The organism is Comamonas aquatica, assembly GCF_018064205.1.
Taxonomy (GTDB): domain Bacteria; phylum Pseudomonadota; class Gammaproteobacteria; order Burkholderiales; family Burkholderiaceae_C; genus Comamonas; species Comamonas aquatica.
In genome coordinates, this window is the sequence record NZ_CP072916.1 from 3,456,304 (window position 1) to 3,472,549 (window position 16,246).

Annotated in this window: 13 protein-coding genes; 8 read left to right on the forward strand and 5 right to left on the reverse strand. The window is 67.3% G+C overall.

Annotation, left to right across the window (positions count from 1 at the left end; all coding sequences use genetic code 11):
• The first annotated feature begins 232 nt into the window (after window positions 1-232).
• From purB to KAQ61_RS16245, 3 genes are all read left to right on the forward strand, one after another.
• On the forward strand, window positions 233-1,612 hold the full coding sequence (gene purB / locus KAQ61_RS16235; RefSeq protein WP_210929826.1) for an adenylosuccinate lyase: 1,380 nt from the start codon (window positions 233-235) through the stop codon (window positions 1,610-1,612).
• Between the two features lie 147 nt (window positions 1,613-1,759).
• On the forward strand, window positions 1,760-2,320 hold the full coding sequence (locus tag KAQ61_RS16240) for a YaeQ family protein (RefSeq protein ID WP_045265837.1): 561 nt from the start codon (window positions 1,760-1,762) through the stop codon (window positions 2,318-2,320).
• Window positions 2,321-2,399: 79 nt separating this feature from the next.
• Complete coding sequence (locus KAQ61_RS16245; protein ID WP_042416364.1) at window positions 2,400-3,593, forward strand: phosphoglycerate kinase; 1,194 nt, start codon at window positions 2,400-2,402, stop codon at window positions 3,591-3,593.
• 116 nt (window positions 3,594-3,709) lie between these two features.
• On the opposite strand, the gene KAQ61_RS16250 is transcribed toward KAQ61_RS16245, so the two are convergent.
• Complete coding sequence (locus KAQ61_RS16250) at window positions 3,710-4,303, reverse strand: exopolysaccharide biosynthesis protein (protein WP_042416361.1); 594 nt, start codon at window positions 4,301-4,303, stop codon at window positions 3,710-3,712.
• A gap of 194 nt (window positions 4,304-4,497) precedes the next feature.
• Window positions 4,498-5,382 carry a DMT family transporter gene (locus tag KAQ61_RS16255; protein ID WP_154163092.1) on the reverse strand — a complete coding sequence of 295 codons (885 nt, stop codon included), beginning with the start codon at window positions 5,380-5,382 and terminating at the stop codon, window positions 4,498-4,500.
• 38 nt (window positions 5,383-5,420) lie between these two features.
• Between KAQ61_RS16255 and pyrF the strand changes: the two genes are divergently transcribed.
• The 5 genes from pyrF to KAQ61_RS16280 all read left to right on the forward strand — a co-directional run bounded on the left by pyrF (window position 5,421) and on the right by KAQ61_RS16280 (window position 12,795).
• Window positions 5,421-6,251: an orotidine-5'-phosphate decarboxylase gene (gene pyrF / locus KAQ61_RS16260; protein ID WP_210929827.1), complete on the forward strand. Its 831-nt coding sequence runs from the start codon at window positions 5,421-5,423 to the stop codon at window positions 6,249-6,251.
• Between the two features lie 294 nt (window positions 6,252-6,545).
• A complete protein-coding gene (locus KAQ61_RS16265) occupies window positions 6,546-8,219 on the forward strand; it encodes a long-chain-fatty-acid--CoA ligase (RefSeq protein WP_210929828.1) in 1,674 nt (557 codons plus the stop codon).
• An 80-nt stretch (window positions 8,220-8,299) separates the two neighbouring features.
• Window positions 8,300-9,055 (forward strand): 5'-methylthioadenosine/adenosylhomocysteine nucleosidase, encoded by a 756-nt coding sequence (locus KAQ61_RS16270; protein ID WP_210929829.1) that lies wholly within the window; start codon window positions 8,300-8,302, stop codon window positions 9,053-9,055.
• A 163-nt stretch (window positions 9,056-9,218) separates the two neighbouring features.
• Window positions 9,219-11,198: a methyl-accepting chemotaxis protein gene (locus KAQ61_RS16275; protein WP_210929830.1), complete on the forward strand. Its 1,980-nt coding sequence runs from the start codon at window positions 9,219-9,221 to the stop codon at window positions 11,196-11,198.
• A 97-nt stretch (window positions 11,199-11,295) separates the two neighbouring features.
• Window positions 11,296-12,795 (forward strand): M20 family metallopeptidase, encoded by a 1,500-nt coding sequence (locus KAQ61_RS16280; protein WP_210929831.1) that lies wholly within the window; start codon window positions 11,296-11,298, stop codon window positions 12,793-12,795.
• 112 nt (window positions 12,796-12,907) lie between these two features.
• On the opposite strand, the gene KAQ61_RS16285 is transcribed toward KAQ61_RS16280, so the two are convergent.
• The 3 genes from KAQ61_RS16285 to KAQ61_RS16295 form a co-directional block, all read right to left on the reverse strand.
• Window positions 12,908-14,038, reverse strand: coding sequence for a diguanylate cyclase (locus KAQ61_RS16285; RefSeq protein ID WP_244982922.1), 1,131 nt, complete (start codon window positions 14,036-14,038; stop codon window positions 12,908-12,910).
• Window positions 14,039-14,277: 239 nt separating this feature from the next.
• Entirely contained in the window at window positions 14,278-15,021 is a 744-nt protein-coding gene (locus KAQ61_RS16290; RefSeq protein WP_210929832.1) for a 16S rRNA (uracil(1498)-N(3))-methyltransferase, read from the reverse strand.
• 100 nt (window positions 15,022-15,121) lie between these two features.
• Complete coding sequence (locus KAQ61_RS16295; RefSeq protein WP_210929833.1) at window positions 15,122-16,219, reverse strand: aminoglycoside phosphotransferase family protein; 1,098 nt, start codon at window positions 16,217-16,219, stop codon at window positions 15,122-15,124.
• Window positions 16,220-16,246: the final 27 nt, after the last annotated feature.

The following is a 16,246-nucleotide window of genomic DNA, read 5'->3' on the forward strand; positions in this document are numbered from 1 at the left end:
TGGATCCTGCCAGTTTTAGTGTTGCGAAGCCTGCCCCGACTTGAGCGGTGGCTGTCCGTCTTGGGGTGCATCTCCTCCCTCCCTCTCTTAATTCGCTTCAGGACGCTTCGCAACCTTTTTATTTCGACGAAGGGCACCCGCCGCGGTGCCCTTGTTTTTTCCGGGGCCGCGTCCATGGGATGTGGAGACCCGGCAGTGCAGATCAAAGCCGGGCCACCTACAATCACGCCCCATGAGTCTGTCCACCATCTCCGCCCTCTCCCCGCTCGACGGCCGCTACGCCGCCAAACTTTCTGCCCTGCGCCCCATCATGAGCGAGCAGGGTTACATGCACCGCCGCGTGCAGGTGGAAATCACCTGGTTCATCGCGCTGTCGGATGCTGGCTTTGCGGAGTTTGCCCCGCTGTCGGAAGGTGCACGCACCTACCTGCACGGTCTGGTGAGCAACTTCTCCGAAGCCGACGCAGCGGCGATCAAGGAGATCGAGAAGACGACCAACCACGACGTGAAGGCCGTGGAGTACTGGATCAAGGGCAAGTTCGATGGCCGCCCCGAGCTGCAGAAGGCCGCGGAATTCGTGCACTTTGCCTGCACCAGCGAGGACATCAACAACACCAGCCACGCCCTGCAGATCCGCGTGGGCCGTGACATGGTGGTGCTGCCGGCGCTGGACCGCATCACGCTGAAGCTGCGCGAGATGGCGCACCAGTTCGCCGATGTGCCCATGCTCAGCCGCACGCACGGCCAGACCGCCAGCCCCACCACCGTGGGCAAGGAAATCGCCAACGTGCTGGTGCGCCTGCAAAAGGCCACGGAGCAGATCGCCAACGTCAAGGTGCTGGGCAAGATGAACGGCGCCGTGGGCAACTACAACGCCCACCTGTCGGCCTGGCCCGACTTCGACTGGGAAGCCTTCGCCAAGAAGGTCATCGAGACGCCCGAACCCCAGGGTCTGGGCCTGAACTTCCAGCCTTATTCGATCCAGATCGAACCCCACGACTACATGGCCGAGTTCTTCGACGCCGTGGCCCGCGCCAACACCATCCTGGTGGACTTCTCGCGCGACGTCTGGGGCTATGTCTCGCTGGGCTACTTCAAGCAAAAGCTGAAGGCGGGCGAGATCGGCTCGTCCACCATGCCGCACAAGGTCAACCCCATCGACTTCGAGAACGCCGAAGGCAACCTGGGCCTGGCCAACGCACTGCTCAAGCACCTGTCGGAAAAGCTGCCCGTCAGCCGCTGGCAGCGTGACCTGACCGACTCCACCGTGCTGCGCAACATCGGCGTGGCCCTGGGTTACGCCACCCTGGCCTACACCTCGCTGATGACCGGCCTGAACAAGCTGGAGCTGAACGAAGAGCGCCTGAAGGAAGACCTGGACCACGCCTGGGAAGTGCTGGCCGAGCCCATCCAGACCGTGATGCGCCGTTACGGCGTGGCCGGTGCCTACGAAAAGCTCAAGGAAGTCACGCGCGGCAAGACCGTGCAGGCGGCCGATCTGCACCACCTGATCCGCAGCCTGGACATTCCCCAGGCCGACAAGGACCGCCTGCTGGCCATGACACCGGCCTCCTACATCGGCAAGGCGGCCGAGCTGGCCCGCCGCGTGTAACGCAAAACCATAGCTGACAGCGCTTGTCACACAAGTGCTTCAGCCTTCAAGAGCTGCCAAAGCGAGGAAACACCTGCGCAGGCAGCTCTTGTTTTTGAAAAAATCTTTTCAGCCCGCCCGCGGGCACGCACTGCGAGAACGCCCGCCATGGCCCTGAAATCCACGGTTTACAAAGCCAACCTGTCGATCGCCGACATCGACCACAACTACTACGCCGACCACAACCTGACCCTGGCGCGCCACCCCAGCGAGACCGACGACCGCATGATGATCCGCCTGGTCGCGCTGGCCCTCAATGCCTGGCAGCTGCAGGACCTGTGCAACGGCGACGGCACCCTGGGCTTTGGCGTGGGCCTGTCCGACCCGGACGATCCGGACGTGCACATCACCGACTTCACCGGCGCCAAGCGCCTGTGGATCGAAGTCGGCCAGCCCGAGGAAAAGCCCATCACCAAGGCCTGCAACAAGTCGGACCACGTGATCGTCTACCCCTTCAACCACGCGGCCAACGTCTGGTGGAAGGGCCTGGAGGGCAAGGTGGGCCGCCAGAGCAAGCTGCAGGTGCACTTCATCCCCTCCGAGGTGGCGCAAGAGTTGGGCAACCTGGCCGAGCGCAGCATGCAACTGCAGGCCACCATCCAGGAAGGCCAGCTGACCCTGTCCAGCGACAAGGGCACGGTGTTTGTCGAGCCCGAACGCTGGAAATAAGGCGTTTTCGAGGGGCGCGCACCTACAATGCGCCCCAGTTCGTACTCCACTCTTCTACAAGACTTCCACGGTTGCTGCCATGAACATCCTTCGCTTCTCCGACCTGTGCGCCCAAGGCAAAGTCCAGGGCCAGCGCGTTTTCATCCGCGCCGACCTGAACGTGCCCCTGAACGACGCCGGTGACATCACCGAAGACACCCGCGTGCGCGCCTCGGTGCCCGCCATCGAGATGGCCCTGAAGGCCGGCGCCGCCGTGATGGTGACCAGCCACCTGGGCCGCCCCACCGAAGGCGAATTCAAGCCCGCCGATTCGCTGGCCCCCGTCGCCAAGCGCCTGTCCGAGCTGCTGGGCCGCGACGTGCCCCTGGTCGCCAACTGGGTGGACGGCGTGCGGGTGGCGCCCGGCCAGGTGGTGCTGCTGGAGAACTGCCGCGTGAACGTGGGCGAGAAGAAGAACAAGGAAGAACTGGCCCGCAAGCTGGCCGCCCTGTGCGACATCTTCGTGCACGACGCGTTCGGCACCGCCCACCGCGCCGAAGGCACGACCTACGGCATCGCCCAGTTCGCACCCGTGGCCTGCGCCGGCCCGCTGCTGTCGGCCGAGATCGACGCCATCAGCAAGGCCCTGGCCGCGCCTGCACGCCCCCTGGCCGCCATCGTGGCCGGCTCCAAGGTGTCGACCAAGCTGACCATCCTGCAGTCCCTGGCCAAGAACGTGGACCAGTTGATCGTCGGCGGCGGCATCGCCAACACCTTCATGCTGGCCGCCGGCCTGAAGATCGGCAAGTCGCTGGCCGAACCCGACCTGGTCGGTGAAGCCAAGGCCGTGATCGACGCCATGGCCGCACGCGGCGCCGCCGTGCCCGTGCCCACCGACGTGGTGACCGCCAAGGCCTTCGCGCCCGACGCCGTGGCCACCGTGAAGCAAGCCACCGAAGTCGCCGACGACGACATGATCCTGGACATTGGCCCCGAAACCGCCGCCAAGCTGGCCGGGATGCTCAAGAGCGCCGGCACCATCGTCTGGAACGGCCCTGTGGGCGTGTTCGAGTTCGACCAGTTCGCCAACGGCACCAAGGTCGTGGCCCAGGCGATTGCCGAATCGCCCGCCTTCAGCATTGCCGGCGGTGGCGACACCCTGGCCGCGATCGCCAAGTACGGCATCGAGGACCAGGTGGGCTACATCTCCACCGGCGGCGGCGCCTTCCTGGAAGTGCTGGAAGGCAAGACCCTGCCGGCCTTCGAGATTCTGGAAAAGCGCGCCAACGGTTAAACCCGTTCACGGCCAAATTGGCCTCCAGCGCTTGTCCTGCCTGCGCTGGCAGCTATCAAAAAAAGCCACCTTGCGGTGGCTTTTTGCATGGGGGCGATCACTGCCGCCGTGCCGCGTCAGCTGAGCACGAAATTGCCGCCCACCCAGGCCAGGTAGGCCAGCACGCCAAAGTACACCACCGTGAGCACGTGGCCCAGGTAGCCCAGCAGCACGAACACGCCATCGCGCTGCATCATGCCCACGGTCAGCAGCAGAATGCCCACAGCCGGCACGGTGTTGGAGAACGGAATCAGCCCCAGCGGCGCCATCAGCAGCAGGCCGCCAAACACCAGCACGGCGCTGTTGAAGCGCTGCATGGGCGATGTGGTCAGGCCCGACCAGCGCGGCTGCAGCCAGCGGTCCAGCTTGCCGACCATGCCCACGCCCTTGTGCAGCACGGGCTTGAGCTTGTTGGCGTCCAGGTCCTTGTCCAGGATGCGCTGCGGCAGCCACGGCAGGCGGTCCAGGAACAGCGCCGTCGACAGCAGCACGATGGCCGCGCCGAACACCGTGGACACCCCGGGGATGGAGACGGGAATCAGGAACGGCAGGCAGGCGATGGCGCAGACCAGCAGCATGCCTTCACGGCCGCAGCGCTCCAGCAGCTTGCGCAGCGTGATGGTGTCGCCGTGGATGTCGTTGATGATGGAGGTGAGCAGGTGGCTCAGCATGGAATCCTTTGTAAAGCCTGAAAAAGTCCAACCCGGGCGGCGGTACTGGCCGAGCGCAGTGGGAGTGCGCCGGGCGGCAAAAGTTGCACCCGACCGCAGGCTGCGCCGGCATGGTCACACAAAATGCGGCCGCCCGCATGAAGCACCGTCCATGCAGGCCCCACTGCCGCGGGTGGTGGCAGACCCGCGTCGCCTCAGCCCGCCTTGCGCGCCGGCCACAGCACCGAGGCGATTGCCAGCACCATCAGGCCCACGGCCGTCCAGTCCTGCCAGTGCAGCACCTCGCCCAGCCACCAAGCACCGCTGAACACGCCCAGCACCGGGATGAACATCACGCTCAGCGTCGACGCCACGGGCGGCAGGCTGCGCGCCAGCACAAACCACACCACCTGGGCAAAACCCACGACCAGCAGGCCGTTGAACAGGATGGTGCCCAGGGCCACGTCATCCGGCCTCTGCCACTGCGCCCGCTCCAGCGTGAAGGCGCCCAGCGACAGCACCACGGCGGTGATCAGCATCATCCACAAGGCCATGGTCAGCACCGGCACCGGCATGGCAGCGCGGCGCATCATCTGCGTGCCGATGGCCCAGCAGAACGCGGCAAACAGGATCATGAGCGCGCCCGTGGGCCGGCTGCCCAGGGCCCCGAACTCGTGCCACAGCAGCAGCAACACCCCCAGGAAGGCCGCCCCCACCCCGCACCAGGCACGGCCCACCAGGCGGTCGCGCCAGACCAGGCTGCCGAGCACGGCGGAGAAGATCGGCATGGTGTAGCCCAGGATGGCCGCGCGCCCGCTGGACACCATGGGCATGGCCACGATCACCAGGCAGTGCCAGATCACCATGTTGAACAGCGTCAGCCGCGCCAGCGTGCCCCAGTGCGCCCGGGCAATGCCCAGCGGCTGGTTCTGCAGGCGCAGCACCACCAGCACCACGGCCACGCCGATCCACATGGACAGGGCGCGGAAGCTCAGCGGCGGAAAGTGCATCACGCCCAGCTTCATGACGGGCCAGTTCACCCCCCAGATCAGCGTCAAGAGCACCAGAAGAGTCAGTTGTCGGGGGGTAAAGGCAGGCATAGGGCGTAGATTGTGCCCGCCACCTACAATTGCTGCTCATGACTTTTCTCGACATGCTGCGCGACGCGTCCACGCGCAACAACTCCATGCTGTGCGTGGGACTGGACCCCGAGCCCTCCAAGTTCCCCGCCGCCCTGCGTGGCGACGCTTCCAAGATCTACGACTTCTGCGCCGCGATTGTCGATGCCACCGCCGATCTGGTGAACAGCTTCAAGCCCCAGATCGCCTACTTTGCCGCCCACCGCGCCGAAGACCAGCTGGAAAAGCTGATGGACCACATGCGCAAGGTGGCGCCGCACGTGCCCGTGATCCTGGACGCCAAGCGCGGCGACATCGGCTCCACCGCCGAGCAGTACGCCAAGGAAGCCTTCGAGCGCTACGGCGCCGACGCCGTGACCCTGTCGCCCTTCATGGGCTTCGACTCCATCACGCCCTACCTGAAGTACGCGGGCAAGGGCGCCTTCCTGCTGTGCCGCACCTCCAACCCCGGCGGTGACGACCTGCAGGCCCAGACCCTGGCCGACCTGCCCGGCCAGCCCCAGATGTTCGAGCATGTGGCCAAGCTGGCCCAGGGCCCCTGGAACACCAACGGCCAGCTCGGCCTGGTGGTGGGCGCCACCCGCCCGCACGAGATTGAGCGCGTGCGCGCCGTGGCCCCCAGCCTGCCCCTGCTGATCCCCGGCGTGGGTGCGCAGGGCGGCGATGCCGTGGCCACCGTGAAGGCTGCCCGCATCGGCGGCGGCCCCATCATCATCAATTCCTCGCGCGCCATCCTGTACGCCTCTTCCGGGGATGACTTTGCCGCCGCTGCACGCCAGGCAGCCCAGGACACCCGGGACACGCTGAACCGCGCGGCCCAGGCCGCCTGACGCAACGCCCCACCGGCACCCCGCACCGCCCGCCCTGCATGCCCGCAGCGCGGGCTTTTTTCATAGCCGCTGCGGCTGATGGAGATCAACCGTTGTCGCAAAAAACGCACTGTCGTTCGTTTTTTTACGCAGAAGATATTCGATACGCTAAAAACCTAGGGTTAGCACAGAGATGCCCCCGCAAACCCTCCCACCACAATCCTGACAAAGGGCCTGGACCCTGGGCATGGGGAGGGTGCCATCCACCGCCATGTCTGCCGATTCGGCATCACAACAATGAGCGGAGACAACAGCATGAGCGAGCGTCCTTGGCTGGCGGCCTATCCCGAAGGCGTGCCCACCGAAATTGATCCCAGCAGCTACCACTCTCTCGTAGAGTTGATGGAGCAGGCTTTCAAGGCCTATGCCCCGCGCGCTGCGTATTCCTTCATGGGCAAGGACAGCAGCTTCGGCGAGATTGACCGGCAAAGCCAGTCCCTGGCCAACTACTTCCAGTCGCTGGGGCTGCAGCAGGGCGAGCGCATCGCCATCATGATGCCCAACGTGACCCAGTACCCCGTGGCGGTGGCGGCCATCCTGCGCGCCGGTTACGTGGTGGTGAACGTGAACCCGCTGTACACCGCCCGCGAGCTGGAGCACCAGCTCAAGGACTCCGGCGCCAAGGCCATCGTCATCATCGAGAACTTCGCCCACACCCTGCAGCAGTGCATCGCCAAGACCGCCGTCGAGCATGTGGTGCTGTGCGCCATGGGCGACACGCTGGGCACGCTCAAGGGCACCCTGGTCAACTACGTGGTGCGCAACGTCAAGAAGCTGGTGCCCGCCTTCAACCTGCCCAAGGCCGTGCGCTACAAGGAGGCCCTGCGCCAGGGTGCGCGCGCGCCCTTCAAGCGCCCCGCCATCGGACCCAACGACATCGCCGTGCTGCAGTACACCGGCGGCACCACCGGCGTGAGCAAGGGGGCCGTGCTGCTGCACCGCAACATCATCGCCAACACCTTGCAGTGCGAAGCCTGGTTCAACCCCGTGCTGCAGAACATCCGCAAGAGCGGCGAGCAGGTGACCAGCGTCTGCGCCCTGCCGCTGTACCACATCTTCGCGTTCACCGTGAACATGATGCTGGCCATGCACACCGGCGGCAAGAACATCCTGATCCCCAATCCGCGCGACCTGGCGGGCACGCTCAAGGAGCTGTCGCGACACCAGTTCCACAACTTCCCGGCGGTGAACACCTTGTTCAACGGCCTGGCCCACCACCCGGATTTCAACAGCGTGGACTGGAGCCACCTGAAGGTCTCGGTGGGCGGCGGCATGGCCGTGCAAGGCGCCGTGGCCAAGCTGTGGCTGGAGAAGACCGGCTGCCCGGTCGTGGAAGGCTACGGCCTGTCCGAGACCAGCCCCGTGGTCAGCTGCAACCCGGTGACCGCCAAGGAATTCACCGGCACCATCGGCATGCCCGTGCCGGGCACCGATGTGAAGCTGGTCGGCGAGGACGGCCAGACCGTGACCGAGCTGGGCAAGACCGGCGAGATCGCGGTCAAGGGCCCGCAGGTGATGGCCGGTTACTGGCAACGCCCCGACGAGACCGCCAAGGTCACCACCACCGACGGTTTCTTCCTGACCGGGGACATCGGCACCATGGACGAGCGCGGCTACATCAAGATCGTGGACCGCAAGAAAGACATGGTGCTGGTCAGCGGCTTCAACGTCTACCCCAACGAGGTGGAGGAAGTGGTGGCCATGTGCCCCGGCGTGCTGGAGTGCGCCGTGGTCGGCGTGCCCGATGAGAAGACGGGCGAGGCGGTGAAGCTGGTGGTCGTCAAGAAGGACGCCGGCCTGACCGAAGAGACGCTGCGCAAGTTCTGCCGCGACAACCTCACCGGCTACAAGCAGCCGCGCGTGATCGAGTTCCGTACCGAGCTGCCCAAGACCCCGGTGGGCAAAATCCTGCGCCGCGAGCTGCGCTGAGCGCTGCCCGTACACTGGCGGACCTTTGTGTCCCACCCAACGGCCCTGCGGGGCCGTTTTGCATGCCCGAAAGCCGTGCCATGACCCTCGCCATCCTGAGCGCCCTTCCCGAAGAACAACACGGCCTGGCCGCCCTGCTGGAAGACACCCAGGTCGTGGCCCGCGCCGGCCGGCGCTTTGTGCGCGGCCACCTGCACGGCCAACGCCTGGTGCTGGGCCTGACCGGAATCGGCAAGGTGGCGGCGGCCACCACCACCACCACCCTGATCGAGCACCTGGACGTGCAGCAGCTGGTGTTCACCGGCGTGGCCGGCGGCATTGGCGCTGGGGTCCAGGTGGGCGACGTGGTCGTGGCCCAGGCGTTCTTGCAGCACGACATGGATGTGCGCCCCCTGTTCCCGCGCTGGCAGGTGCCGGGCTATGGGGCGGCGGCCTTTGCCTGCGACCCGGCCCTGGTGCAGCGCCTGCAGCAGGCCGCACAGGCCTGCACGGCCCAGGCCGCGACCTGGCAGGACCCCCTGCTGGGCACACGCGCACCGCGCGCCCATGCGGGCCTGGTGGTCAGTGGCGACCAGTTCATCGCCACGGCCGAAGCCTCGCAGCGCATCGTGGACGATCTGCAGACGGCCGCACACGCCGCGCTGGCCGTGGAAATGGAAGGCGCGGCCATCGCCCAGGTCTGCGCCGACTACGGCCTGCCATTTGCCGCCATCCGCACCATTTCCGACCGGGCCGACGACAGCGCCCACGTGGACTTCCCCGCGTTCGTCGAGCGCATCGCCAGCCGCTATGCCCTGCACATGGTGGACCACCTGCTCGCACACGCCCGCCTGTAGCCCGCCCGCAACGTCGCACGTCCCATATCCGGAAGGTATCTAGGTGTAATCACTGACTGACCGGGTGCCATCCCTACAATCCGGACATGCGCCAAGCCATTGATTTGTATCGAGGCTTGGCGCTTTTCTTTGTGATGCCCCCACCGTCTTGCCCTCCGAAGTCATGCAACCCCAGGCCCCCTCTGCCCCGACCTACCACCGCTCTCTCGCCCGCCAGGTGACTGCCCTGGGCATCGGCATGCTCGCCCTCGTGCTGCTGGTGCTGGGCGGCGTGATCACCCACCTCAGCACCGACACCGCACGCACCCAGCTGCGCAACAGCGTCCAGCACGCCACCCAGGGGCTGGTGGCCTCCATCGACACCGTGGAGCAGGCCAACCGGCAGATGGTGGAGCGCGCCTCGCAGGCCTTTGGCCAGTACTACAGCGGCACGGTCGCACTGGACACCACGACAGGCACCCTCAGCCTGGATGGCGTGTCGCTGCACGACAACTTTGCCACCGTCGACAAGTTCAGCAACGACACCGGCGGCGTGGCCACGGTGTTTGCCCGCCGGGGCGAGGACTTCGTGCGCATTGCCACGTCCTTGCGCAACACCCAGGGTGAACGCGTGATGCACACCCTGCTGGACCACCAGCACCCGGCCTATGCGCTGGTGCGTGCCGGCCAGTCGTACGTGGGCCGCGCCAACCTGTTCGGCAAGCCCTATATGACGGCCTATGTGCCGCTGCGCGACGCGGCCGGCCAGGTGGTCGGCATCCTGTTTGTGGGCACGGACCTGAGTGCCTTCCAGGCCGCGATGCAGCAGCAGGTGACCAGCACCCGCCTGTTCGAACACGGCGGGGCCCTGGTGATCGCCCCCGGCAAGCGCCTGGACGAGGCAGTGTTCGTGGCGCACAGCAGCCACACCGGCCGCAAGGTGCTGGACGTCTTCCCCCAGGCCCGGGCCTCGCTGGAAGAGATGGCCAGCGACAGCGATGGCTTCGTGCCCCAGGTGACGCCCCTGCTGCCCGACCAGGGCCAGGCCCCCTGGGCCATCATGCGCCCCGCCCAGAATGGCTGGTGGGTGATCACCGAAGTCTCCGACCACGAGGCCATGGCCACCCAGCGCCAGGCGCTGTGGGGCCTGTGGGCCGCCATGGGCGCCGCCCTGATCGTGCTGGCCCTGGGGCTGCTGTGGACCCTGCAGCGCGGCATCACCGCCCCGCTGCGCGAGCTGACCCAGGCCATCACCCGCATTGCCCAGGGCGACCTGACCCAGCCCTTCCACAGCCGGCGCCGCGATGAGGTGGGCGCCCTGGTGCACGAGGTCGAAGGCATGCGCCAGCGCTACGTGGCCATGCTGCGGCAGGTGGACACCGCCGCGCACAGCATTGCCAGCGCCAGCAGCCAGATTGCCCAGGGCAATGCCGACCTGTCCGAGCGCACCGAGCACACGGCCCAGAGCCTGGCGCGCACCGTGCAGAGCATCGAGGACGTCACCCAGGGGGTGCACCAGTCGGCCGATGCGGCACGCCAGGCGCACACGCTGTCCACCTCGGCGGCCGAAGTTGCGGCGCGCGGCGGCCAGGTGGTGGGCGACGTGGTGACCACCATGGGCGAGATCGATGCCAGCAGCCGCAAGATCGGCGACATCATCGGCGTGATCGACAGCATCGCCTTCCAGACCAACATCCTGGCGCTGAATGCGGCGGTGGAAGCCGCCCGCGCCGGCGAACAGGGCCGCGGCTTTGCCGTGGTGGCCGGTGAGGTACGCACCCTGGCCCAGCGCAGCGCCGAAGCGGCGCGGGAGATCAAGGCGCTGATCCACACCTCGGTCGACAAAGTGGCCTCCGGGGCCCGCCTGGTGCAGGACGCGGGCCAGACCATGGACGAGATCGTGGGCTCGGTGCAGCGCGTGGGGGACATCATCGGCGACATCGCAGCCTCGGCCTCCGAGCAGTCCACGCGCATCAGCCAGGTGAACCAGGACGTCATGGCGCTGGACCAGATGACGCAGCAGAACGCCGCGCTGGTGGAAGAGTCGGCCGCCGCCTCGCAAAGCATGCGCCAGCAGGCCCAGGGGCTGGAAGCCTCGGTGGCCGTGTTCAAACTCTCCGGCGACAGCCCGGCGGCCCCGCAGGCCCTGCTGCCCCGCGGTTGACACACAGCCCGTGCGCCTTCACCCGGCCACCGCGGTGGTTGGCGCACAATCGGGACCATCGGCGGCCCCGCGCCGCCACGCCTTTCAGGAGACCGCCATGAACGCACGCATTCCCCCCACCGCGCTGGACACCACCCAGGCGCTGGCGCAGGTCAGCCAGCAGTGGGACCGCGACATCGTCACCCAGCTCAAGGACTACATCGCCATCCCCGCCAAGTCGCCCATGTTCGCCCCCGACTGGGCGGCCCAGGGCCTGCTGGACACGGTGCTGCGCAACGCCGCCACCTGGGTGGACGCGCAGAAGGTGGCCGGCCTGAAACTGGAGATCGTGCGCCTGGAAGGCCGCACGCCGGTGCTGTTCTTTGAAGTGGAAGGCACCCAGCCCGGTGCCAACGCCCCCGGCGCCCCCACGGTGCTGATGTACGGCCACCTGGACAAGCAGCCCGAATTCGAAGGCTGGCGCAGCGACCTGGGGCCCTGGACGCCGAAGTACGAAGACGGCAAGCTGTATGGCCGCGGCGGGGCCGACGATGGCTACGCCGTCTACGCCAGCGTGGCCGCCGTGCAGGCGCTCAAGAGCCAGAACGTGCCCCACCCGCGCATCGTCGGTCTGATCGAGACGGCCGAGGAAAGCGGCTCGCGCGATCTGCTGCCCTACATCGACGCCCTGCGCCCCCGCCTGGGCGAGGTGGAACTGGTGATCTGCCTGGACAGCGGCGCGGGCAACTACGACCAGCTGTGGCTGACCACCAGCCTGCGCGGCATGGCCAGCGGCACGCTGAAGGTGGAGATCCTGACCGAAGGCATCCACTCGGGCGACGCCTCGGGCCTGGTGCCCTCGTCCTTCCGCATCATGCGCCAGGTGCTGGACCGCCTGGAAGACAGCGCCACCGGCCGCATGCTGCCCGCCAGCTTCCACTGCGAGGTGCCCGCCGAACGCCTGGCCCAGGCCCGCGCCACCGCCGCCATCCTGGGCGACGAGACTTACCGGCGCTTCCCCTGGGCGCACCACGACTGCGGCGGCTCCACCCTGGTGGCCCTGCCCACCACCACCGACCCGGTGCAGGCCCTGCTCAAGCGCACCTGGGAGCCCACGCTGTCCGTCACCGGCGCGGAAGGCTTCCCCACGCTGCAGAACGCCGGCAACGTGCTGCGGCCCTACACCGCCTTCAAGCTCAGCCTGCGCCTGCCGCCCCTGGTGGATGCCGCCACCTGCGTGCAGGAGATGAAGACGCTGCTGGAGGACAACGCCCCCTACCAGGCCAAGGTGACCTGGGAAGGCCTGTCCAGCTCCAGCGGCTGGAATGCCCCGCCCATGACCCACTGGTTCGAAAACGCGCTGAACGCCGCCAGCCGCGCCCACTTTGGCGCGGACTGCGGCTACATCGGCCAGGGCGGCACCATCCCGCTGATGAACATGCTCAGCCAGGGCTTCCCCACGGCACAGATGATGGTCTGCGGCGTGCTCGGCCCCAAGAGCAATGCCCACGGCCCCAACGAATTCCTGCACGTGCCCTACGCCAAGAAGCTGACGGCGGCCGTGGCCCAGGTGATCGCCGCCATGCCCATGCCAGCCACCGCGGCCGGCCGCGACTGACCCCCGCGCAGCGCCCGCAAGGCACTCCCAGAAAGAAAGCGCCTGGCGCAGGTGCTTTGTTGTTTTCAGCGTATTAACAACCTGAAATGCGCGGCAGACGCGCGCCGGCCGCTCACATATCTTCCAGCACCTCGTCCGGCACACGGGCAGGGTCCGGCCCCGATGCGGCCGGCGTCGCAGGCGGTGGCCGCATGCCCTCGCCCAGCGCCACGCGGTTGCGCCCTGCGCGCTTGGCCGCATACAAGGCCTTGTCGGCCCGGTCCAGCGTCAGCTCCACCGCCTCGCCGGGCTGGTGCTCGGCCAGGCCCATGGACACGGTCATACGCAAGCCCGGCGGCCCGCCCTCGACCTCGGCGGCTTCCACGGCCGCGCGCACGCGCTCCAGCGTCAGCAGGGCGCCGTCCAGGTGGGTGTCGCTGAGCAGCAGCACGAACTCTTCGCCGCCCCAGCGCGCCAGCACGTCGGAGCTGCGGATGTTCTCGCGCACCACCTGGGTGAAGGCCATCAGCGCCAGATCGCCCACGCCATGGCCATGGGTGTCGTTGATCTGCTTGAAGTGGTCGATGTCCATCTGCGCCAACCACATGGTGCGCTGCCCGCGCAGGCAGCGGCGCTGCTCCAGGTGCATCAACTCCAGCATGTGGCGGCGGTTGAGCACGCCGGTCAGCGGATCGCGCGAGGCCAGCTCGCGGTTCTCGGCCAGGGCCAGCACCAGCTCCTGGCGCTGGCGGCGCAGCCGCACGCGCAGCTGGTACAGCTGCAGGCTCAGCAGCATGCAGCCCAGCAGCATGATCAGCAGCACGGCTGCATAGGCGATCTCCGGCGCGCTTTCGTGGCTCAGGTGGATGGAGAACAGCACCGCCAGCGAGAAGGTGCCCAGCGCATACAGCGACACGGCCACGATCTGCTTGGCCTTGAGATTCAGCGCCGCGAACAGCAGCGTCAGCGCCAGCAGGCCGTGGATCACGCCCTTGACCTCCCCGATCAGCACATAGGCCACGGCGCTGCTGGTCACGGCCCAGAGGATTTGCGGAAAGGTCAGCGCCGGATCGCGCCAGGTCGCCGTGAGGTCCAGGCGCACCAGGGCGGCCATCACCACCAGCCCGCCCGTGGCCACCAGGGCCCACCAGGTCATGGCCGCCACCGCGGCATAGCCGGCGTGCGCCAGCCACAGCATCACGCCGCTGCTGCAGACCATGAGCCAGACGGCCAGCATGGCCATGCTGGCCCGCACCCGCAGCATGGGGTCGGTCGAAAAGAGTATGTCTGCGCCCCGCCGCACCAAGCTGCCCAAGTCAGCACCCCTTTCCAAGCCCAGGGGTCGTGCCGCCAGACTTCAGTGTTTGTAAAAATTAGTTACAAGCATTTTGGACAGGGTCTAAAAAGAGAAACCCAGGGTTTTCACCTATTCATGTGCAATAAATGTCGTTCTGGCGCGCATGCTGGGCGGCCACTGCGGCGCCCAGCGCCGGTGGATGCCACTCAGGCCGTGGCCAGCACCAGGGCAGCCAGGGGGGCGGTTTCGGCCCGCAGCACGCGTGACCCCAACGTCACTGGGGCGAATCCGTGGCTGCGCGCCAACGCCTCTTCCGCCGCCGTCAGCCCGCCTTCCGGGCCGGACAGGAAGTACACCGGCTGGGTGGGGCCGGCATCGGCCGCGCCCAGCAGACTGGGCAGGGGCTGGGTGCCGTCGGCCAGCGACAGCACGGCACGCAGGGCGCCGTGGACCTGGGGCTGGGCCTGCAGCCACTGCGCCAGCGTCACGGCCTCGTGGACCACGGGCACGCGGTTGCGACCGCACTGTTCGCAGGCGGCCACGGCCACGGCCTGCCAGTGGGCGCGCTTCTTGTCGCCGCGCTCGCCCTTGAGCTTGAGCACGCTGCGTTCGGCCAGCAGGGGGGTGATGCTGGTCACACCCAGTTCCGTGGCCTTTTCCACCAGCCAGTCCATGCGTTCGTTGGCGGTGATGCCGGCCAGCAGGTGCACGGGGCGCAGGTTTTCGCGTTCGGTGGGGAGGTGCTGGTCCACGCGCACCTGCACATCGCTGCGACCCATGCGCACGATGGTGGCCTGCCACTCGCCGCCGGGGCCGTCCTGCGCCCCTTCGAACAGGGTGATGGTGTCGCCGGGCTGCAGGCGCAGCACCTGCACATGGCGCGCCGCGCCGGCGGGCAGGTCGACGTCCAGGCCCGCGGACAGCGGCAAGGGGCAGTGAAAGCGTGGCATGGTAGCCTCAAAAAAAGAAGCTGCCCGCGCTCTACAAGCCTAGGTTTCAAATACTTTTCGATTTGAAAACCAGCAACATCGAGCGCCAACAGCTATGGTTTTACATGCGCCCGTAGGCGTAGCCCACCTGGGGCTGGATGTTCTCGATCTGGTCGATCAGGCGCAGCAGCGGCCCCAGCTCACGGTAGCGGCTGCAGGTGGAGCGCAGGTAGTGGATGAAGCGCGGCGTGTCGGCCAGGTACTTGGGCTTGCCGTCGCGCAGCGTCAGCCGCGCGAAGATGCCGGCCACCTTGAGGTGGCGCTGCAGACCCATCCATTCGACAGCGCGGTAGAACTCGCCGAAGTCGTCGCCCCAACCGCTGGCGCTCTTGGCGCCGACCAGGCCGGCCTTGCGCGCCTTCTCCCAGTAGCGCACGGTGATGTCGATGACGAAGTCTTCCTCCCAGGTCAGGAAGGCATCGCGCAGCAGGCTGGCGATGTCGTAGGTGACCGGGCCGTACACCGCGTCCTGGAAGTCCAGCACCGACAGGCCGCCGCCGGGCTGCGTGGGCAGCATCAGGTTGCGCGCCATGAAGTCGCGGTGCACATAGACACTGGGCACGGCCAGGTTGTGCGCCACGATGGTGTCAAAGGTTTTGGCGAGCACCGCCTGCTGCTTGTCATCCAGCGCACACTGGCGGTGCTGGGCAATGTACCAATCCGGAAACAGTTGCAACTCCCGGCGCAGCAGGGCCTCGTCGTAGGCCGGCAGCACGCCAGGCTGGGACGCCAGCTGCCAGCGCAGCAGCAGGTCGGTGGCCTCGCGGTACCAGGGCTCGGCCTCGCGGGGCTGGTCGGGGTGCAGGATCTCGATCAGCGTGCGCTGGCCCACGTCGGTCAGCAGCATGAAGCCTTCGGCCTGCGCCCAGGCCAGCACCTGGGGCACGGGCAGGCCGGCCGCCTGCATCAGCGCCTGCACGCGCACGAAGGGCTGGCAGTCCTCCTTGTCCGGTGGGGCATCCATGATGATCAGGCTGTCGCCCTGCTGCGTGTCGATGCGCAGGTAACGGCGAAAGCTGGCATCGGCCGAGGCGGGGCGTAGACTTTCCGGGCGCAGCGCATGCGGCTGCACCAAGCCGGACAGCCAGTGTGCAAACAAAGTTTGACGACCGGCATCGGTCCAAACAACGGAAGATGGAGGGAGGATAGGATCGCTCATGGATAATCCGATTCTACAAACGGCTCG